General features: G+C 60.1%; 20 protein-coding genes. 11 read left to right on the top strand and 9 right to left on the bottom strand.

Annotated elements, in window-relative coordinates; all coding sequences use genetic code 11:
* Positions 1 to 85: 85 nt before the first annotated feature.
* The 5 genes from ACLD1Y_RS31340 to ACLD1Y_RS31320 form a co-directional block, all read right to left on the bottom strand.
* Positions 86 to 457 (bottom strand): glutathione S-transferase N-terminal domain-containing protein, encoded by a 372-nt coding sequence (locus ACLD1Y_RS31340; protein WP_429481504.1) that lies wholly within the window; start codon positions 455 to 457, stop codon positions 86 to 88.
* A 102-nt stretch (positions 458 to 559) separates the two neighbouring features.
* Positions 560 to 1105 (bottom strand): GTP cyclohydrolase I FolE, encoded by a 546-nt coding sequence (gene folE, locus ACLD1Y_RS31335; protein WP_003442011.1) that lies wholly within the window; start codon positions 1103 to 1105, stop codon positions 560 to 562.
* Between the two features lie 78 nt (positions 1106 to 1183).
* A complete protein-coding gene (locus tag ACLD1Y_RS31330; RefSeq protein ID WP_058424628.1) occupies positions 1184 to 1741 on the bottom strand; it encodes a Smr/MutS family protein in 558 nt (185 codons plus the stop codon).
* A 75-nt stretch (positions 1742 to 1816) separates the two neighbouring features.
* The gene (locus ACLD1Y_RS31325) at positions 1817 to 2137 is read right to left on the bottom strand and encodes a hypothetical protein (RefSeq protein WP_429481503.1); all 321 of its coding nucleotides are present in this window, start codon (positions 2135 to 2137) and stop codon (positions 1817 to 1819) included.
* A 142-nt stretch (positions 2138 to 2279) separates the two neighbouring features.
* Positions 2280 to 2870, bottom strand: a complete 591-nt coding sequence (locus tag ACLD1Y_RS31320) for a cysteine hydrolase family protein (RefSeq protein ID WP_429481502.1) — start codon at positions 2868 to 2870, stop codon at positions 2280 to 2282.
* Between the two features lie 239 nt (positions 2871 to 3109).
* On the opposite strand from ACLD1Y_RS31320, the gene prmB reads away from it, so the two are divergent.
* Complete coding sequence (gene prmB, locus ACLD1Y_RS31315) at positions 3110 to 4018, top strand: 50S ribosomal protein L3 N(5)-glutamine methyltransferase (RefSeq protein WP_429481501.1); 909 nt, start codon at positions 3110 to 3112, stop codon at positions 4016 to 4018.
* A gap of 154 nt (positions 4019 to 4172) precedes the next feature.
* Here prmB and ACLD1Y_RS31310 read toward each other — a convergent pair whose 3' ends face one another.
* Both ACLD1Y_RS31310 and ACLD1Y_RS31305 read right to left on the bottom strand, forming a co-directional pair.
* Positions 4173 to 4979: a hypothetical protein gene (locus tag ACLD1Y_RS31310; protein WP_429481500.1), complete on the bottom strand. Its 807-nt coding sequence runs from the start codon at positions 4977 to 4979 to the stop codon at positions 4173 to 4175.
* A 99-nt stretch (positions 4980 to 5078) separates the two neighbouring features.
* Entirely contained in the window at positions 5079 to 6041 is a 963-nt protein-coding gene (locus tag ACLD1Y_RS31305) for an alpha/beta hydrolase (protein ID WP_429481499.1), read from the bottom strand.
* 142 nt (positions 6042 to 6183) lie between these two features.
* Here ACLD1Y_RS31305 and aroC point away from each other — a divergent pair, with 142 nt between their 5' ends.
* The 4 genes from aroC to ACLD1Y_RS31285 all read left to right on the top strand — a co-directional run bounded on the left by aroC (position 6184) and on the right by ACLD1Y_RS31285 (position 9537).
* Positions 6184 to 7275, top strand: coding sequence for a chorismate synthase (gene aroC, locus ACLD1Y_RS31300; RefSeq protein ID WP_185703801.1), 1092 nt, complete (start codon positions 6184 to 6186; stop codon positions 7273 to 7275).
* 91 nt (positions 7276 to 7366) lie between these two features.
* The gene (locus tag ACLD1Y_RS31295) at positions 7367 to 8530 is read left to right on the top strand and encodes an MFS transporter (RefSeq protein ID WP_429481498.1); all 1164 of its coding nucleotides are present in this window, start codon (positions 7367 to 7369) and stop codon (positions 8528 to 8530) included.
* Complete coding sequence (locus tag ACLD1Y_RS31290; protein WP_429481497.1) at positions 8527 to 9057, top strand: acireductone dioxygenase; 531 nt, start codon at positions 8527 to 8529, stop codon at positions 9055 to 9057. Before ACLD1Y_RS31295 ends, ACLD1Y_RS31290 begins: the two co-directional genes overlap by 4 nt.
* 210 nt (positions 9058 to 9267) lie before the next feature.
* Positions 9268 to 9537: a response regulator transcription factor gene (locus ACLD1Y_RS31285; RefSeq protein ID WP_429481496.1), complete on the top strand. Its 270-nt coding sequence runs from the start codon at positions 9268 to 9270 to the stop codon at positions 9535 to 9537.
* A 59-nt stretch (positions 9538 to 9596) separates the two neighbouring features.
* Here the strand turns inward: ACLD1Y_RS31285 and ACLD1Y_RS31280 are convergent, their stop codons facing one another.
* Positions 9597 to 9875 carry a DUF3509 domain-containing protein gene (locus ACLD1Y_RS31280; RefSeq protein WP_010208870.1) on the bottom strand — a complete coding sequence of 93 codons (279 nt, stop codon included), beginning with the start codon at positions 9873 to 9875 and terminating at the stop codon, positions 9597 to 9599.
* Positions 9876 to 10258: 383 nt separating this feature from the next.
* Between ACLD1Y_RS31280 and ACLD1Y_RS31275 the strand changes: the two genes are divergently transcribed.
* From ACLD1Y_RS31275 to ACLD1Y_RS31255, 5 genes are all read left to right on the top strand, one after another.
* Positions 10259 to 12085: a long-chain-acyl-CoA synthetase gene (locus ACLD1Y_RS31275; protein ID WP_429481495.1), complete on the top strand. Its 1827-nt coding sequence runs from the start codon at positions 10259 to 10261 to the stop codon at positions 12083 to 12085.
* 112 nt (positions 12086 to 12197) lie between these two features.
* Positions 12198 to 12704: an ankyrin repeat domain-containing protein gene (locus ACLD1Y_RS31270; RefSeq protein ID WP_429481494.1), complete on the top strand. Its 507-nt coding sequence runs from the start codon at positions 12198 to 12200 to the stop codon at positions 12702 to 12704.
* 41 nt (positions 12705 to 12745) lie between these two features.
* Positions 12746 to 13276 (top strand): hypothetical protein, encoded by a 531-nt coding sequence (locus ACLD1Y_RS31265; protein ID WP_429481492.1) that lies wholly within the window; start codon positions 12746 to 12748, stop codon positions 13274 to 13276.
* A gap of 68 nt (positions 13277 to 13344) precedes the next feature.
* A complete protein-coding gene (locus ACLD1Y_RS31260) occupies positions 13345 to 13536 on the top strand; it encodes a PLDc N-terminal domain-containing protein (protein WP_003172956.1) in 192 nt (63 codons plus the stop codon).
* Between the two features lie 368 nt (positions 13537 to 13904).
* Positions 13905 to 15992 (top strand): LTA synthase family protein, encoded by a 2088-nt coding sequence (locus tag ACLD1Y_RS31255; protein WP_429481491.1) that lies wholly within the window; start codon positions 13905 to 13907, stop codon positions 15990 to 15992.
* A 52-nt stretch (positions 15993 to 16044) separates the two neighbouring features.
* On the opposite strand, the gene ACLD1Y_RS31250 is transcribed toward ACLD1Y_RS31255, so the two are convergent.
* Positions 16045 to 16197, bottom strand: a complete 153-nt coding sequence (locus ACLD1Y_RS31250; RefSeq protein WP_015885095.1) for a DUF3309 family protein — start codon at positions 16195 to 16197, stop codon at positions 16045 to 16047.
* A 317-nt stretch (positions 16198 to 16514) separates the two neighbouring features.
* On the opposite strand from ACLD1Y_RS31250, the gene ACLD1Y_RS31245 reads away from it, so the two are divergent.
* Positions 16515 to 17330 (top strand): SDR family oxidoreductase, encoded by an 816-nt coding sequence (locus ACLD1Y_RS31245; RefSeq protein WP_429481490.1) that lies wholly within the window; start codon positions 16515 to 16517, stop codon positions 17328 to 17330.
* Positions 17331 to 17593: the final 263 nt, after the last annotated feature.

Raw genomic sequence — 17593 nt, 5'->3', positions numbered from 1 at the left:
TGCGGTGTGTCAGTCAAAGATATTTCAACTGACATACCGCATTCGCGAGCAAGCCCGCTCCCACATTTGGATCTGCACCAGCCTGTTAAATGGCGGCAAACCGCTTATCGAGGTAATCGATGATCACCTTGGAGTCATACATCCAGGTGGTCTGGCCATTCTCTTCAATGCGCAGGCACGGCACCTTGATCTTGCCACCTTCCGCCAGCAACGTCTGGCGGTCCTGTTCGTTGTTCTTCGCGTCTTTCAGCGCCACCGGCACGTTCAGGCGGTGTAGGGTACGGCGGGTCTTCACGCAGAATGGGCAGGCGTGGAATTGATACAGGGTCAACTCCTTGGCCGCTTCATTGACCTGTGCCTGTTGCTCGGCGGAACGCTGTTTTTTACGCGGGCGGGTAAGGAAATCGCCTGCGATGATGATTTGGCCGAGGCCTACACGAAGTGCTTTGACGAACATGGCTGAAACCTCTTGCCCGATACAGAAGGGGCCGCAGCTTACCTGATTTCTGCAGGCGAAAAAAAACCGGCGATGAACGCCGGTCTTTTCCTACTCAGCCTGTTACTTGATGAGGCTGAGGAATTCGCTGCGGGTCGCCGCGTTTTCGCGGAACTCACCCAGCATCACCGAGGTGATCATCGACGAATTCTGTTTCTCCACACCGCGCATCATCATGCACATGTGCTTGGCTTCGATCACCACCGCCACGCCCAGGGCGCCGGTGACTTGCATCACTGCGTCGGCGATCTGGCGGCTGAGGTTTTCCTGGATCTGCAGGCGGCGGGCGTACATGTCGACGATCCGCGCGACCTTTGACAGGCCCAGCACTTTGCCGCTCGGGATATAGGCAACATGGGCCTTACCGATAAACGGCAGCAGGTGGTGTTCGCACAACGAGTACAACTCGATGTCCTTGACCAGCACCATTTCGCTGTTGTCAGAGCTGAACAAGGCACCGTTGGTGACTTCTTCCAGGGTCTGTTCATAGCCGCGGCAGAGGTACTGCATCGCCTTGGCGGCACGTTTTGGCGTGTCGAGCAGGCCCTCGCGGGAAACGTCCTCGCCGAGCTGGCCGAGGATCGCGGTGTAATTCTGTTCCAGGGACATGAAACTACCTGTGGGATTTTTGCAAAGCGCAAGGTTACGGTGGCGGGCACATCGCTGCAAGCATGACGATGGCACTTGTTACTCGTCGCGGCCTTCCATCATGGTGCGCTTGAGCATCACATACACCGCGCCCGCGCCGCCGTGGCGGGCCTGGCACGAGGTAAAGCCCAGGACTTGGGCGTGCTGGCGCAGCCAGGTGTTGACGTGACTCTTGATCATCGGGCGCTTGCCGTCCAGCCGCACGGCCTTGCCGTGGGTGACGCGCACGCAGCGGATTTCGAACTTGGTGGCTTCGGCAAGGAAGGCCCACAGGGTTTCGCGGGCTTTCTCGACGGTCATGCCGTGCAGGTCCAGGCTGCCTTCGAACGGGATCTGACCGATCTTGAGCTTACGCATCTGGCTTTCCTGCACGCCGTCGCGGGCCCACATCAGCTCGTCTTCAGGGCCTACGTCGATCACGAACTGGTCTGACAGACCATCCACGGTGGTGGCATCGGTGCGCACGGTCGCGGCCTGGCGCAGCTTGGCGATCTGCGCCCGGTCGGCCTTGGGTTTGCCGGTGTCGGCACGATCGTGCTTGATCGGCTTGACGCCGCGCAGCTCGTTTTTGAACAGGGAAAAATCGTCGTCTTGCATGTCAGCCTCCGCGAAGGGCGGGCAGTTTACCTAAATCGCGGCGGCCGGGGCGCAGGAAACGCTATCCAAGCGCCATCAGTCGTGCTTTTTCATCAGGTGGGAAGCGATGTTCAGCGACAACGGCTGGCGCATTTTCCGACGGCTGCGCCGCCACAACCACACGCCCAGCCACAGCACCAGAAGCCCGCTCACCAACAGGATAGCCGAGCCACCCGGGCTGGCATTCAATTCGCCAAGGGCCGGTGAGTGACCAAACAAACCGGCGCCACCCGCGCCGGCCAACAACAGTCCTACAATCGCCAGCAGCGCGGCAAAGCCAGCCACCAGGCGCAGACGCCAGTTGCTCGGGCCCTTGGGGCGCAAGCGACGAGCATCAAAACCATCGGATATCTTCATTCCGACCTTTCCTCCAGGGTATCGGCCCTTCGACCGGACAATACACAGGTTGTTCCGGGAGGAGAGGTAAATGCGCCAAATGAAAGGGCTTTGCGGATGAGCGGGGCAATAAACATTGCCGCGCCGCTCATCTCCAGGGCGATCAGATCAGATCTTTGGTCAACGCGAGGGTGGCGAAGTTGTCGGCCATGATGGCCATTTCGGTCTGCTGTACATGCTCGGCACTCAGGATCCCGCCTTTGTACGGCAGGTCGCGGGTGGCGCATGCGTCTTCCACCAGGGTGCAGCGAAAGCCCAGGTTCTTGGCGGCGCGCACGGTGGTGCTGACGCTGGAGTGGCTCATGAAGCCGCAGACAATCAGGTCCAGGGAGCCGAGGTCTTGCAGGTGTTTTTCCAGGCCGGTGCCGTGGAACGCGCTGGGCAGCAGTTTGCCGATGATGGTTTCGTCGGCAGTGGGCTCAAGGCCCGGAATGAATTCGCCGCGCTCGCCCTGGGGGTCGAACAGGCCGCCGACGGTGCCCAGGTGGCGTACATGCACAATCGGGCGCCCGGCGTTGCGGGCGGCGGCGACCAGTTGCTGGATGTTGGCCACCGCCGCGTCCATGCCCGAGAGGGCGAGTGGACCGCTGAGGTATTCCTTCTGGGCGTCGATGATCACGAGGGTCGCATGGCTGAGGTTCGCTGCTGCGTAACCGCGACCGCTGAGTTGAAACATCGTCTTTGGAACGGACATTCTGGGGCTCCTGTGAGGGGGGCTTTTGCGACATTGTCCACTGGCTGAGCGGTTCTGTGAATCGCTACCATCGTAAGGTACGCCGTTGTTGACGTGCAGCCTTGTCAAGAGGTGGGGTTGTTTTGCGCAATGGTGGCAATTTGGATGAAATCCGACGGGTGGCAGAGGGTTTTCGTACATCGTCGTGACAGGTGAAGGCTGTTAGAATCGCCAGTCGTTTTTTCCAGGAGTCTGCCCCCGTGATCACTTCCCGCCTGCGCACCTTGCGCGACCATATCCGCTGGGCTGTCAGCCGTTTCCATGGGGAAGACCTGTTTTTTGGCCATGGCACCGACAATGCCTGGGACGAAGCCCGCCAATTGGTGCTCGGCGCCTTGCACCTGCCATGGGAAATCGCCGACAGCTACCTGGACTGCAACCTCGAAGAAGAGGAAATCTCCCACGTACAGCGCTTGTTGCATCGCCGCATTCACGAGCGCGTGCCCACCGCGTACCTGTTGAATGAAGCTTGGTTCTGCGGCATGTCGTTTATTGTTGACGAGCGCGTGTTGATCCCGCGTTCTCCCATTGGCGAACTGATCGAAAACCGCTTCGAACCCTGGCTGGCCCAACCGCCGGCGCGCATTCTCGACCTGTGCACCGGCTCCGGTTGCATCGGCATTGCCTGCGCCTACGAGTTCCAGGACGCTGAAGTGGTGTTGGGCGACTTGTCGTTCGAAGCGCTGGAAGTGGCCAACCAGAATATCGAGCGCCATGGCGTCGATGAGCGCGTCTACACCGTGCAGGGCGATGGCTTCGATGGCCTGCCGGGCCAGCGTTTCGACCTGATCGTGTCCAACCCGCCGTATGTGGACGCCGAAGACTTCGCCGACATGCCGGACGAGTACCAGCACGAGCCTGAGCTGGGCCTGGCTTGTGGCGATGACGGCTTGAACCTGGTCCGTCGGATGTTGGCCGAGGCGGCTGATCACCTGACCGAGAAGGGCTTGCTGATTGTCGAAGTGGGCAACAGCCAGGTGCACGTCGAGGCGCTGTACCCGGAAGTGGACTTTGCCTGGCTGGACTTCCAGCGCGGTGGGCATGGGGTGTTCATGTTGACGGCGGAGCAGTGCCGCCAGCATCAAGCCGTTTTCGCCGCCCGGGTCTAGCCCGACCTTACTGTAGAAACCGGGTTAATGTGGGAGCGGCGGTGCGACGATTCGACTTGCTCGCGAATGCGGTGTATCAGTCACAGATATGTTGGCTGACCCACCGCATTCGCGAGCAAGCCCGCTCCCACCTTTTTGATTGCATTTCAACCTGTTAACGGTGTGTGGCAATCCAGATCAACAACCCCGCCTGAAACACCGTAAACGCCACCAGGCAGGTGATGGTAAAGCGCAACCCGCTGTCCTCACGTTTGAACTTGGTGACCTTTTCCTCTTCCTTGCGCAACTTCACCTCTTGCTCAGCCAGGTTTTGCTCAGCTTGCTGCAGCATCTGCGCCGCTTCCAGAATCTCGACGAACTGCACCTTCTCGGTGTTCCAGCTGTCCAGCACCTCACTGACCTTGCCCGGTTGCACGTTGCCCTTGAGGTGCTGCACGTCGGCGTAGGCCACATCAAATCCGTGGACCCGCAGGAAGTGATCGCGACGCAGGCGGGTGGCTTCGTTCAGCGCGTCCTTGTTGGACAGGTCAACGCCGTCGATGCGGTAGCCGGCCCCCTTCTTTTTCGCCCACGCCGCCCCTTGCGCCACCAGAAAGCGCCCCAACCCACGGTTGGCCGGTTCGATTTCCACGCTGGTGCCCGGACCGAAGTGGGCACGGTGGGTGTCGTGGTCGAGCCACACGTCCAGATGATTCTGTTCGCTGCGCACACGCTGGCCCGGCAGTTGGATCACCATGCGCAACAGGCTGTGGTGTTTGTCATTGCGCTCGGCATAGCCAAATTGCACGAACCGCAGCGGCCGCACACCGGTGGCGCGGTCGGTGGCCAGGGGCGCCAGGCGCAGCATCTTGAAATGCTCGGGCTGGACGTCCGCCCACGGCAGGGGCGCCGCGTCGACGGCCGCGGTTTTTTCAGCCGGGGTGTCGGCGGTGGGTTCCGGTGTTGCTTCTGTGGTTGTCATGCGGCGCGATCCTGTCCTAGCCCAGCAAGCCGACAGTCTTTTTGCTGTCGACACTGGGCTTATCGGCCGGTTTCTGTAGGACTGGAGGCAAATTGTCGCTTAACGGGGTTGAAGTCCGTCGATAAAGCGCACCACACGGCTGCCCAGCTCGGCGGCCAGGGGCAATTGCGGGTCGTTGTAGGAGGCCAATTGTTGCTTCACGTCGTTGGGCACAATACGCATCACATGGTTCATGCCCTCAACCAGCACAAGCTGAGCGTCCGGCTTGGCCTGTTTCAGCTGCCGGGCATCAGCGACGCCCACTTGAATATCGTTGGTGCCCTGAATGATCAGCGCCGGCATGTCTAGTTTGGCAAAGGCCGCCGAGGGATCAGCGCGGAACAGGCTGATCAGATAAGGCTGCACGCTGGGTCGGAAAATACCCTCCAGCGGGCCAGGTACGTCCTCATCCACTTGCCCGGCCTTGAGGTGGTCGAGGATCTGGTTACTGCGCAGCAGCAGGGCAGGGGGCAGGTGATCGGCCAATTGCTGGCGAATCACCTGGTCCACCGGGCGGGCGCTGCCGGACAGGGAAATCACTCCCGCAGGCTCCAACTGCGGCGCGGCGAGGGCGGCCACTAACGCACCTTCGCTGTGCCCCAGCACAACCAGTGGGCCCAGGCGCTTGTCGGCCTTGAGCAACTTGCCCCAGGCCACGGCGTCGGACACATAGGCGTCCAAGGTCAGGTTACGCTCATCGGGGGTGGCGGCCAGGCTGGCGGCGACTCCGCGCTTGTCGTAGCGCACGCTGGCAATGTTGTTTCGTGCGAGCACCCAGGCCAGGCGCTTGAGGCTGTCATTGCGTGCGCCGTCGGCGCTGTTGCCGTTGCGGTCGGTCGGGCCGGAGCCGGCAATGATCAGCACCACCGGCACCGGTTTGTCGGATTGGGGCAGCAGCAGCGAGCCAAACAGTTTGCCGCTGCCGGTGTCCAGGCTGATAGGACGTTGCAGCACGACAGGGGCTGCGGCGTGGGCCACGGCAGTAAACAGGGTAAGGGTTAGTAGCAAAACTCGAAGCATCATCACGCCATCATCTGGAAGGTGTCGGTTCGACCAATGTCTACCGGGAAGGTTTCGAGGATGAACTACTCGGTTGCCCCGCGTATACTGGCGCGCTTGGTTATCACCCTTGAGTGATTACAACTGATTTCACGGAGCGCCCTGCATGTCCGGCAATACCTTCGGCAAGCTGTTCACTGTCACCACCGCGGGCGAAAGCCATGGCCCGGCGTTGGTCGCCATTGTCGACGGCTGCCCGCCCGGCCTCGAGCTGTCCCTGGAAGACTTGCAGCGTGACCTCGACCGCCGCAAGCCCGGCACCAGCCGCCACACCACCCAGCGCCAGGAACCCGACGAAGTCGAGATCCTCTCCGGCGTGTTCGAAGGCCGCACCACCGGGTGCGCCATCGGCCTGCTGATCCGCAACACCGACCAGAAGTCCAAGGACTACTCGGCGATCAAGGACCTGTTCCGCCCGGCCCACGCCGACTACACCTACCATCACAAATACGGCGAGCGCGACTACCGTGGCGGTGGCCGCAGCTCGGCCCGCGAAACCGCGATGCGCGTAGCTGCCGGCGCTATCGCCAAGAAATACCTGGCCACCCAGGGCATCGTGATCCGTGGCTACATGAGCCAGTTGGGCCCCATCGAAATCCCGTTCAAGACCTGGGACAGCGTGGAAGACAACGCCTTCTTCAGCCCGGACCCGGACAAAGTGCCGGAGCTGGAAGCCTACATGGACCAGTTGCGCCGCGACCAGGATTCGGTCGGCGCCAAGATCACCGTGGTCGCCGAAGGCGTCAAGCCGGGCCTGGGCGAGCCGATCTTCGACCGCCTGGATGCTGAACTGGCCCACGCCTTGATGAGCATCAACGCAGTCAAAGGCGTGGAAATCGGCGCCGGTTTTGCCTGCGTCTCCCAACGTGGCACCGAACACCGTGATGAGCTGACGCCGCAAGGTTTCCTCAGCAACAACGCGGGCGGCATCCTCGGAGGTATTTCCTCCGGCCAGCCGATTGTGGCGCACCTGGCCCTCAAGGCCACGTCGAGCATCACCACGCCGGGCCGTTCGATCGATGTGCACGGCAACCCGGTGGACGTGATCACCAAGGGCCGCCACGACCCGTGCGTCGGCATCCGTGCGACGCCGATTGCCGAGGCAATGATGGCTATCGTGTTGATGGACCACCTGCTGCGCAACCGTGGCCAGAACGCCGACGTTCGCGTAACCACCCCGGTACTGGGCCAACTGTGACGGCTTCCTGTAGTGAGCGAGCTTGTTGTGGTGAGCGCGCTTGCTGTGGCGAGGGAGCTTGCTCCCGCTGGGCTGCGAAGCAGCCCCTTACATGACCCAAGTCCTTCCCTACTGGCGCCTCTCCAGCTTCTACCTCTTCTACTTCGCCCTCCTGGGCGCAACCGCGCCGTTCCTGGCGCTGTACTTCGACCACCTTGGCTTCTCCAGCGCGCGCATCGGCGAACTGGTGGCCATCCCCATGCTGATGCGCTGCGTGGCGCCCAACCTGTGGGGCTGGCTGGGGGACTACAGCGGTCGGCGCCTGGCCATCGTGCGCTTTGGCGCGGTGTGCACCCTGATGAGTTTTTCGCTGATCTTCGTCAGCAAAACCTACGCCTGGCTCGCCCTGGTGATGGCCCTGCACGCGTTCTTCTGGCACGCGGTGTTGCCGCAGTTTGAAGTGATCACCCTCGCGCATCTGCAAAAACAGACCGCCCGCTATAGCCAGATCCGTCTGTGGGGCTCCATCGGTTTTATCCTTACCGTGGTGATCATGGGTCGCCTGTTCGACTGGCTGAGCCTGGACATCTACCCGGTGGTGGTCGTGGTGATCATGGCCGGCATCATCGGCGCCAGCCTCTGGGTGCCGAATGCCCAACCCGCCACCCAGGGTAACCGCCTGGCGGGCGAGGGCTTCCTCAAGCAACTGCGCAGCCCCGGCGTGCTGGCGTTTTATGCCTGCGTGGCGTTGATGCAAATGAGCCATGGCCCGTACTACACCTTCCTGACCCTGCACCTGGAGCACCTGGGCTATAGCCGTGGTGTGATCGGCCTGTTGTGGGCACTGGGGGTGGTGGCCGAAGTGCTGATGTTCCTGGCCATGAGCCGTATCCTCACGCGCTTTTCGGTACACCGGGTGCTGCTGGCCAGTTTCCTGCTGGCAGCGCTGCGCTGGCTGTTGCTGGGCTCTTTTGCTGAATTATTCTGGGTGCTGTTGCTGGCGCAAGTGCTGCACGCGGCCACGTTCGCCAGCTTTCATGCGGCAGCGATTGCCTTCGTACAGCGCAGCTTCGGGGCTAAACAACAAGGCCAGGGCCAGGCGCTCTACGCCGCCCTGGCCGGCACCGGGGGGGCATTGGGCGCCCTGTATTCAGGCTACAGCTGGAACCTGTTGGGGCCGACCCTGACGTTCAGCATCGCCAGCGTCGCGGCCCTGGCCGCCGCCGCTATCATCGGTCTTCGATTGCAAGAGCAGAACCAAGGAACCTCTCCATGAGCTATGTCGCCGTCTACTCCGTCGCTTCACCGGATACTCCGAACAAGGTCCTGACCCATTTCGACGATATTGCCGCGACCCTGGCCGAACACGGCGTGGGTTTTGAGCGCTGGGCGCCGAGCCCAATCCAGAAGGGGGCCGGCAACGCTGAGGTGATTTTGGCGTATCAGGCGCAGCTCGATGCACTGGGTTACCGCCACGTAGAAGTGCTCAGCGTGCCCGGTGACCAACCGCACACAGCCCAAGAGCGTGGGCACTGGCTCAAAGAACGCCGCTACCGCGAAGACCATGTGCGTTTTTTTGTCAGCGGGCAGGGCTTGTTCGCATTGCATATTGGCGATTACGTCTATGCCGTTCGTTGCGAAAAAAATGACCTGCTGGTGATCCCGTCGGGTATGGCGCATTGGTTTGACATGGGAGAGAACCCGCACTTCATCACGCTGCGCCCGTTCAATACGGACGAAGGTTTTATACCCGTGTTGACGGGGGACACATTAGTCGATGCGTTCCCTGGTATGGACGACTAAGCATAAGTTCAAAAATGTTCAACCCGGGCAAGTTTGAAGTTGTTGTGGGAAGAAACTTAAAGTTCTGTAGGGCGCGGCTGTTTATTCTCGGCCCTGCGCTTTAATACCATTCGTTATGTAACTCTCTGCGGCATCAATGTTTATATCGCCTGTCAATAGGAGGAATCCGAAGGGTGATAGGGCATCAGCCAGTAAAAAGGAGAGAACTCAATGAGCGGCCTAAAGCAATCGTCCTTGCCACCCTACAGCGTGCCCAATGCGCTCAGACGTCGCCTGAGTCTGGCGGGAAAGCCTCTGACCCCCGCAGAGCTGGAGATCTTGCGTTGGGCCGCTGACGGCAAGACCGTCTGGGAAATCAGCCAGATCCGCGCCACCTCCGAAGCCACGGTGAAATTCCACCTGCGCAATATCTACGGCAAATTGGAAGTTTCCAACCGTGTGCAAGCGATGAATGAGGCGGCGCGACAGGGGCTGTGTTGAGCGCATAAAAAAGGGCCGCGATGCTCAACGGCATCGCGGCCCTTTTTCGCGTCTGGTGTTCAGGCCGAATGATAGGTCGGCAGCGCGAAGCGGTTCTGGCTTTGCAGCATGGAAATCTGTGGCAGGTCGCTGGCTTGTTCGGCCAGGTCGCGGCGAATGGCGCTGATGACCCACGTCAGTTGGTCAGCGGTGTGCAACTGTTGGTAGGAGATCGAGCGCTTGACCTGTTTGCCTTCGCTGTTGCGCAGGGTCAACAGGATGCCACCGTCTGGACGGGGCTGGGTGGTGACGTCGTAGTTGGAGAATACTGAAGCGAATTTATCTTGGATCAGGCTCATGTCTATCAGCTCCGTTGGCTCAAGTTGGCAAGCATGGAGTGATAGGTGCAGTGATTGTGCCAGCTAATGGCTTTTTGAAAAAACTATATAAATCAACAGGTTGCGAAAAATCTCTATTTTCGATTTCGTGCAAATTGCATGAATGGCCATCATGCATCATGCATCATGCATCATGCATCCTGCATCCTGCATTTTGCGCTACTCAACCGAGCGGGTTGGCGCGCCGATATCCCTAAAGACTGCCCTCGGACGGCTTAATTCCTTTTTTTGCTGGTCGCTCATCGGGATACAAAACATTTCAAATCCCGCGTGTACAGCCAGAGAAGGGCTGACGTATTTTCCTGCAAGGCATAACGAACAATAAGAAAAAGGACGTTCCCCCCATGCGCCATCCGCAAAACGACATGATCACCTGGGGCATGATGCTGCGTAAGGTGCCCTCCATTGTTCGCGCCCTGCCACGGGTAGTGCGTGGCATGCGTGCCGCCAACGTCACCGACCCGGCGCAGCCCTGCGGCCTAGGCTGGTACTTCGAGCAAGCGACTTTGCGCAACCCCGATGGCAATGCGTTGCTCTACGCTGACCGCGTGCTCAGCTACCGCGAAGCCAACCAGCAGGCCAACCGCATCGCCCACCACCTGCAAGCCCAGGGCATCGTCAAGGGTGACGTGGTGGCGCTGTTTATCGAGAACCGCCCGGAATTGCTGCTCAACGTATTGGCCGTGGCCAAGCTGGGTGGCATCTGCGCCATGCTCAATACGGCGCAAACCCAAGCGGCGCTGGTGCACAGCCTGAACCTGGTGGACCCGGTGGCGATTGTGGTGGGCGCGGAACTGGTGGCGGCCTATGGCGCAGTGCGTGATCAAGTGAACATTGCGGCAGAGCGCACCTGGTTCGTCGCCGATCAACAGGCCGTGCCCGTGCCCGAGGGGTATCGTGACCTGCTAGCGGCCAGCGCCGAATGCCCAGTGGGGAACCCGGACAGCACCGCGCAGGTTTTCTTCAACGACCCTTGCTTCTATATCTACACCTCCGGCACCACCGGCTTGCCCAAGGCCGGCATCATGAAGCATGGCCGCTGGACCAAGACCGCCGTAAGTTTTGGCAGTATTGCCCTGGACATGGGGCCGGACGATGTCCTGTATTGCACCTTGCCGCTGTACCACGCCACGGGTCTGTGTGTGTGCTGGGGCTCGGCGATTGTCGGTGCGTCCGGGTTCGCCATCCGACGCAAGTTCAGCGCCAGCCAGTTCTGGGACGATGCGCGCAAGTTCAAGGCGACCACCCTGGGGTATGTCGGTGAACTGTGCCGCTACCTGCTCGATCAGCCTGCGAGCGCCCATGATCGCGATAACCACGTGGTCAAGATGGTCGGCAATGGCCTGCGCCCGGGAGTGTGGGCGCAATTCAAAGCGCGTTATGGCGTCGAGCACATCTGCGAGCTGTATGCCGCCAGCGACGGCAACATCGGCTTTACCAACATATTGAATTTCGACAACACCATCGGCTTTTGCCTGCAGCATTGGGCGCTGGTGGACTACGCCCACGACAACGGCGAACCGCTGCGCGGCAGCGACGGTTTCATGCGCAAGGTACAGACCGGCGGGCAGGGCCTGTTGCTGGCCAGGATCGATGATAAATCACCGTTCGATGGCTACACCGACCCGGAAAAGAACCGCAAGGTGATCCTCACCGACGTGTTCGAGAAAGGCGATCGCTACTTCAATACCGGCGACTTGGTGCGCAGCATTGGTTTTGGGCATGCGCAGTTTGTTGACCGCCTGGGGGATACCTACCGCTGGAAGGGTGAAAACGTCTCTACCACGGAAGTCGAAAACGTGCTGCTGCAACACCCGCAAATTGCCGAAGTGGTGGCCTACGGGGTGGAAATCGACAACACCAATGGCCGCGCCGGCATGGTCGCCATTACCCCGAGCGAATCCTTGGCTGCCCTGGATATGCGCGAACTGCTGCAATTCGCCCACGGCCAGTTGCCGCACTATGCTGTACCGCTGTTCCTGCGCATCAAGGTCAAGATGGAAACCACCGGCACCTTCAAGTACCAGAAGGTCAAGCTCAAGGAAGAGGCATTCGACCCGGACAAGGCGGGCAACGACCCGGTGTACGCCTGGTTGCCGGGGTCTGATTGCTACGTGCCGGTGACCGGTCAACTGCTGGCGCAGATCCAGGGTGGCCACTTTCGTTATTAAAGGCGGTGCTATTGATTCTGCCTATGACCGCTTTTGACAAAAAAACCATGACAGGTGGGAACTCCGTCGCGACACTGGCGCCCTATATCGCATCAGACAAGGAGCCTCCCACATGTCCAAACAAATGACCGAAGACGAAGCCGCCGAATTTGCCGAACAGGTCTTCGACGTGGCACGTCGCGGCGACGCGGCCATGCTCGCCGCGCTTTTGGCCAAAGGCCTGCCGGCGAACTTTCGCAACCATAACGGTGACACCCTGCTGATGCTCGCGGCCTACCACGGCCATGCCGAGGCGGTAAAAGTGCTGCTGGAGTTCAAGGCTGACCCACAGCTCGCCAACGACAAAAACCAGTTGCCGATTGCCGGCGCGGCCTTTAAAGGCAGCCTGGACGTGGTCAAGGCTTTGCTCGAAGGCGGCGCACCGGTGGATGCCTGCTCCTCCGATGGCCGCACCGCATTGATGATGGCGGCGATGTTCAACCGCGTAGAAATGCTCGACTACCTGCTCGGCCAGGGCGCCAACCCCAAGGCCACCGACGCCCAGGGTGCAACAGCGCTGGCGGCGGCGCAGACCATGGGTGCCGTGGATACGGCGGCGAAGTTGCAGAAACTGGTGTAGGCTTTGCGCCCTCAAAATCCAGCCCACCACAGGATCGCCCCATGAAAACCGCCCTCGTCGAACTCATCAGCAAAATCAGCGCCGGCGTCATGGGCGAGGACGAGGTGGGGCGTATCGCCGGCGAAGCGGCCCAAGCCTACGCAGACCCGGTGGCGTTTCTGGCAGCCAACCCAGACATCAACTACGACGACAGCTTCCCGATCCCACTGGGTGAGTGGGTGGTGGTTGGCAGCTTGCCCGACACCGTGCTGTTCCAGGCCGACACCTACAGCGATCTGTTTGCGCAGATCGTCGCCTCGTTCGGCCCTGGCGTGGCGTTCAACCTCAAACCCAAGCAACTGGCAAAGACCGAAGACCTCACGGCGCTGAACCGCATCCAGATCCAGATGAGCGCCCTCAGCCCGGAAGACGGCGGTTATGTATTGCTTGATTTCAGCCAGCTGTTGGATGACGAGATCCAGGCGGTGCTGGTGTATGGCAATGACCTGCCACGGGTACTGGAGCTGTGCGCCGAAGTCGGCATCAAGGGCGAGCCGTCCCTGGAAGCGCTGCGAATTGCCCTACACGTCTGAAATAAAACGGAACCCCCGTCAGGGCTGACTATCCTACAAGTGCATGCCCTTACTTTAGGAGCGACACCATGGGTTCCACTTTTAATGGCCTGATCGGTCTGATCATCCTGGCGCTGGATATCTGGGCGATCATCAATGTGTTCAAAAGCGGCGCGAGCACGGGCGCCAAGGTGTTGTGGATCTTGCTGATCCTGTTGTTGCCGGTGTTGGGCCTGATCATTTGGGCGATTGCCGGGCCGCGGGGGAATGTGCGGATTTGAGTACTCACCACTCAGACTGAGTGGGCGCGGTCAATGTGGGAGGGGCGGTGCGACGATCCGACTTGCCCCTCCCACATTTTTTTCCACTGTCTTAAATAGATTTGTGTATCGAAATATTCACTGCACAGAATTTTCACAATTCGTTTCGGATAATTCCCACGCTTCAATTCCTTGTCTGAAAGCTCGTTTTCTTGTCAGGGAAAACACCATAAAGAAGCGCTAACCCTCAGTAATCAATAGCGTTGCTGGCAGTGATGGGGCACCATTCGCGCCAAAGCGCCGCCTCTCTGTTCCTACAAGCTTGAGTGCGGGTAGGATGCCGCTGCAATATTTCGCAACTTTAACTTCCCAATGGGTCCTGAAACGACATGGCAAACCCGGACGCCCTGAATCAGCAGCGAGCTTCAAATCGCTTGCTGCAACCGACCGTCAAATCCCATCTGGCATACACGCTGCTTTGCGCACTGGTCATGATGGTGATGTTCTCCCTGCTGCGCCTGGCGCTGCTGGTGTACAACCGCGAGATGATCCTCGACACGCCGGCCTCGACCTTCCTGGAAGCGTTCGCCAACGGCCTGCGGTTTGATATTCGCCTGGTGGTGTACCTGTGCATCCCGTTGCTGCTGGCGTTGTTCAGCGTACGAGCCATGGCGGCGCGTGGGTTCTTTCGTTTCTGGCTGACCATTGCCTCCAGCATCGCCCTGTTCCTGGGCTTGATGGAAATGGACTTCTACCGCGAGTTCCACCAGCGCCTCAATGGCCTGGTGTTCCAGTACGTAAAAGAAGATCCGAAAACCGTGATGAGCATGCTCTGGTACGGTTTCCCGGTGGTGCGCTACCTGCTGGCCTGGGCCGTGGGCACCTTGATTCTGAGCATCGCCTTTAAAGGTGCCGACCGTGCGACCCGCCCACGCGGCCCGTTCAGCGGCGGCAGCGTCGGCACCCGCCAGGTGGCGCCGTGGTACACCCGCATCGCGGTGTTTGTGGTCTGCCTGTTGATCGCCGTGGTCGCCGCCCGTGGCACCCTGCGCCAAGGCCCGCCGCTGCGCTGGGGGGACGTGTACACCACCGACTCGAACTTCGCCAATCAGTTGGGTCTCAATGGCACCTTGTCGCTGATCGCGGCGGCCAAGTCGCGCTTCTCCGAGGACCGCTCCAATATCTGGAAAGCCACCCTGGATCAGCCGCTGGCCACCCAGACCGTGCGTGACATGCTGGTGCTGCCGCAAGAGAAACTGGTAGACGCAGACATCGCCGCCGTGCGCCGCGACTACACGCCACCGGCCGAGAAAACCCTGCCGATCAAGAACGTGGTCGTGATCCTGATGGAAAGCTTCGCCGGTCACTCGGTGGGTGCCCTGGAACGCCCGGGCAACATCACACCGTACTTCGACAAACTGTCCAAGGAAGGCCTGTTGTTCGACCGCTTCTTCTCCAATGGCACCCACACCCACCAGGGTATGTTTGCCACCATGGCTTGCTTCCCGAACCTGCCGGGTTTCGAATACCTGATGCAGACCCCGGAAGGCAGCCACAAGCTGTCGGGCCTACCGCAGCTGCTCAGCGCCCGTGACTTCAACGACGTGTATGTCTACAACGGCGACTTCGCCTGGGACAACCAGTCGGGCTTCTTCAGCAACCAAGGCATGACCAACTTCATCGGTCGTAATGACTTTGTGAACCCGGTGTTCTCCGACCCGACGTGGGGCGTGTCCGACCAGGACATGTTCAACCGTGGCCTGGAGGAGTTGAAGGCCCGTGAAGGCGGCAAGCCGTTCTACGCACTGCTGCAAACCCTGTCCAACCATACGCCGTACGCCTTGCCGACCCCATTGCCAGTGGAGAAAGTCACCGACCGTGGCAGCCTCAACGAGCATTTGACGGCCATGCGCTACTCTGACTGGGCCTTGGGCCAGTTCTTTGAAAAGGCCCGCAAGGAGCCGTACTTCAAGGAAACCCTGTTCGTGATCGTGGGCGACCACGGGTTTGGCAACGAACAGCAGATCACCGAGATGGACCTGGGTCGCTTCAACGTGCCGATGCTGATGATTGCACCGGGCATGCAAGAGAAGTTCGGCGAGCGCGACCACACCGTGGGTACGCAGATCGACATCGTGCCGACCATCATGGGCCGCCTCGGTGGCGACACTCTGCACCAGTGCTGGGGCCGTGACCTGCTGAACCTGCCGGAAGGCGACAAGGGCTTCGGCGTGATCAAGCCATCGGGCAGCGACCAGACCGTCGCGCTGGTGACCGCAGACCGCATCCTGGTTCTGCCCAAGGAAATGCCACCGAAACTGTGGGAATACGAACTGGGCGCCAACCCCACCGGCAAAGTGATTCCCGAATCGCCGGATGAGGCGGCACTCAAGCAGAAACTTGAGTCGTTCTTGCAAACCGCTACCAAGAGCCTGTTGGACAATACCGCCGGTGTTGTCAACGGCAAGCCGGACTAACTAACCGGCAATAAAAAAGAGGCCCTTGGGCCTCTTTTTTATTGCCTGGCGTTTATATCCGGCCGAGCAACAACAGCACCAGCAGAACCACCAGTACCACGCCGAGGATACCCGACGGGCCATAACCCCAGTTACGCGAGTGCGGGAATACCGGCAGGCCACCGACCAGCAGGAGGATGAGGATAATGATCAGAATAAGGCTCATGGTTTTCTTCCTTTTAGGCCTTCTGCAAAGACCGGTTATTAACGATAGGCCTGCACATTTAGTTACAGACGCCTTAACAACTCCGACCCTGCCGGTTTCGAGAAAATTCCTTATTTTTTTAAAAGTAATTAATCCATTCGCTTATTTCTTTTAATGCACTCGGTTAGTTGAAAAAGATTGAACTTAGGCCATAGGCCGGCATCCGACCCGCCTGCCGGTTTGCCTAGGGCATTCATCACCCTGATGGTGCGTGGGTGTGGGAAAAACCTTCGCTACACTGTCGATCACTTCTACCGCGAACCACAAGGCTACTTCCTATGCAAAATCGCATGATGATCACTGGTGCCGGCTCCGGCCTGGGTCGTGAAATCGCTCTGCGCTGGGCCCGCGAGGGTTGGCAGTTGGCATTGTCGGACGTCAGCGAACCCGGCTTGCAGGAGACCCTGAAACAGGTGCGCGAAGCCGGTGGCGATGGTTTTATCCAGCGTTGTGATGTACGCGACTACAGCCAGCTCACCGCGTTCGCCCAGGCGTGCGAAGTGAAGCTGGGGGGCATCGATGTGATCGTCAACAATGCCGGCGTGGCTTCGGGTGGGTTCTTCGCCGAGTTGTCCCTGGAAGACTGGGACTGGCAGATCGCGATCAACCTGATGGGCGTGGTCAAGGGCTGCAAGGCGTTCCTGCCGCTGCTGGAAAAGAGCAAGGGGCGCATCATCAACATCGCGTCCATGGCGGCCTTGATGCAGGGCCCGGCCATGAGCAACTACAACGTGGCCAAGGCGGGTGTGGTGGCGCTGTCGGAGAGCCTGCTGGTAGAGCTCAAGCAGCAGGAAGTTGGCGTGCACGTGGTATGCCCATCGTTCTTCCAGACCAACCTGTTGGACTCGTTCCGTGGCCCAACCCCGGCGATGAAGGCCCAGGTGGGCAAGTTGCTGGAAAGCTCGCCGATTACGGCGGCGGACATCGCCGACTATATCTACCAGCGCGTGGCCGAGGGCGAGTTCATGATCCTGCCCCACGAGCAGGGGCGCATGGCCTGGGCGTTGAAGCAGAAGAACCCGCAGTTGCTCTATGACGAAATGACCAGCATGGCCGACAAGATGCGGGCCAAGGCCCAGGCGGCCAAGGCCTGAACACAACCCTAAACAACGCAAGAAACCCCTGTGGAAGGGGGCTTGCCACCGATGGCCATAGGTATCTACACAACGATTGGACCTGACCTACCCCGAAGCTCTGGCTCTGGCTCTGGCTCTGGCTCTGGCTCTGGCTCTGGCTCTGGCTTTTGATTTGTCTTTTGATCTTGATCTTAGGCGCCCCGTTAACCACGCTGGCCGAACGCAGGCTTGAATCCGTGGGTAACCCGGCAGGACGCCGGGTTAGCCGCACTGGGCCATGG

This window comes from Pseudomonas sp. 18175, from assembly GCF_050432925.1.
In the GTDB taxonomy this organism is placed as follows: domain Bacteria; phylum Pseudomonadota; class Gammaproteobacteria; order Pseudomonadales; family Pseudomonadaceae; genus Aquipseudomonas.
Note: the sequence above shows the minus strand (reverse complement) of the source record. Positions and strands in the feature narration are given on the sequence as shown.

Coding starts and splice junctions, on each gene's coding strand:
- folE (WP_003442011.1), bottom strand. CDS start 1,105: ATGTCCCTGGAACAGAATTACACCGCGATCCTCGGCCAGCTCGGCGAG.
- ACLD1Y_RS31290 (WP_429481497.1), top strand. CDS start 8,527: ATGAGCTATGTCGCCGTCTACTCCGTCGCTTCACCGGATACTCCGAAC.
- ACLD1Y_RS31310 (WP_429481500.1), bottom strand. CDS start 4,979: ATGACAACCACAGAAGCAACACCGGAACCCACCGCCGACACCCCGGCT.
- ACLD1Y_RS31275 (WP_429481495.1), top strand. CDS start 10,259: ATGCGCCATCCGCAAAACGACATGATCACCTGGGGCATGATGCTGCGT.
- ACLD1Y_RS31265 (WP_429481492.1), top strand. CDS start 12,746: ATGAAAACCGCCCTCGTCGAACTCATCAGCAAAATCAGCGCCGGCGTC.
- ACLD1Y_RS31260 (WP_003172956.1), top strand. CDS start 13,345: ATGGGTTCCACTTTTAATGGCCTGATCGGTCTGATCATCCTGGCGCTG.
- ACLD1Y_RS31280 (WP_010208870.1), bottom strand. CDS start 9,875: ATGAGCCTGATCCAAGATAAATTCGCTTCAGTATTCTCCAACTACGAC.
- ACLD1Y_RS31270 (WP_429481494.1), top strand. CDS start 12,198: ATGTCCAAACAAATGACCGAAGACGAAGCCGCCGAATTTGCCGAACAG.
- ACLD1Y_RS31340 (WP_429481504.1), bottom strand. CDS start 457: ATGTTCGTCAAAGCACTTCGTGTAGGCCTCGGCCAAATCATCATCGCA.
- ACLD1Y_RS31285 (WP_429481496.1), top strand. CDS start 9,268: ATGAGCGGCCTAAAGCAATCGTCCTTGCCACCCTACAGCGTGCCCAAT.
- ACLD1Y_RS31330 (WP_058424628.1), bottom strand. CDS start 1,741: ATGCAAGACGACGATTTTTCCCTGTTCAAAAACGAGCTGCGCGGCGTC.
- ACLD1Y_RS31250 (WP_015885095.1), bottom strand. CDS start 16,197: ATGAGCCTTATTCTGATCATTATCCTCATCCTCCTGCTGGTCGGTGGC.
- ACLD1Y_RS31325 (WP_429481503.1), bottom strand. CDS start 2,137: ATGAAGATATCCGATGGTTTTGATGCTCGTCGCTTGCGCCCCAAGGGC.
- ACLD1Y_RS31320 (WP_429481502.1), bottom strand. CDS start 2,870: ATGTCCGTTCCAAAGACGATGTTTCAACTCAGCGGTCGCGGTTACGCA.
- aroC (WP_185703801.1), top strand. CDS start 6,184: ATGTCCGGCAATACCTTCGGCAAGCTGTTCACTGTCACCACCGCGGGC.
- ACLD1Y_RS31305 (WP_429481499.1), bottom strand. CDS start 6,041: ATGATGCTTCGAGTTTTGCTACTAACCCTTACCCTGTTTACTGCCGTG.
- ACLD1Y_RS31245 (WP_429481490.1), top strand. CDS start 16,515: ATGCAAAATCGCATGATGATCACTGGTGCCGGCTCCGGCCTGGGTCGT.
- ACLD1Y_RS31255 (WP_429481491.1), top strand. CDS start 13,905: ATGGCAAACCCGGACGCCCTGAATCAGCAGCGAGCTTCAAATCGCTTG.
- ACLD1Y_RS31295 (WP_429481498.1), top strand. CDS start 7,367: ATGACCCAAGTCCTTCCCTACTGGCGCCTCTCCAGCTTCTACCTCTTC.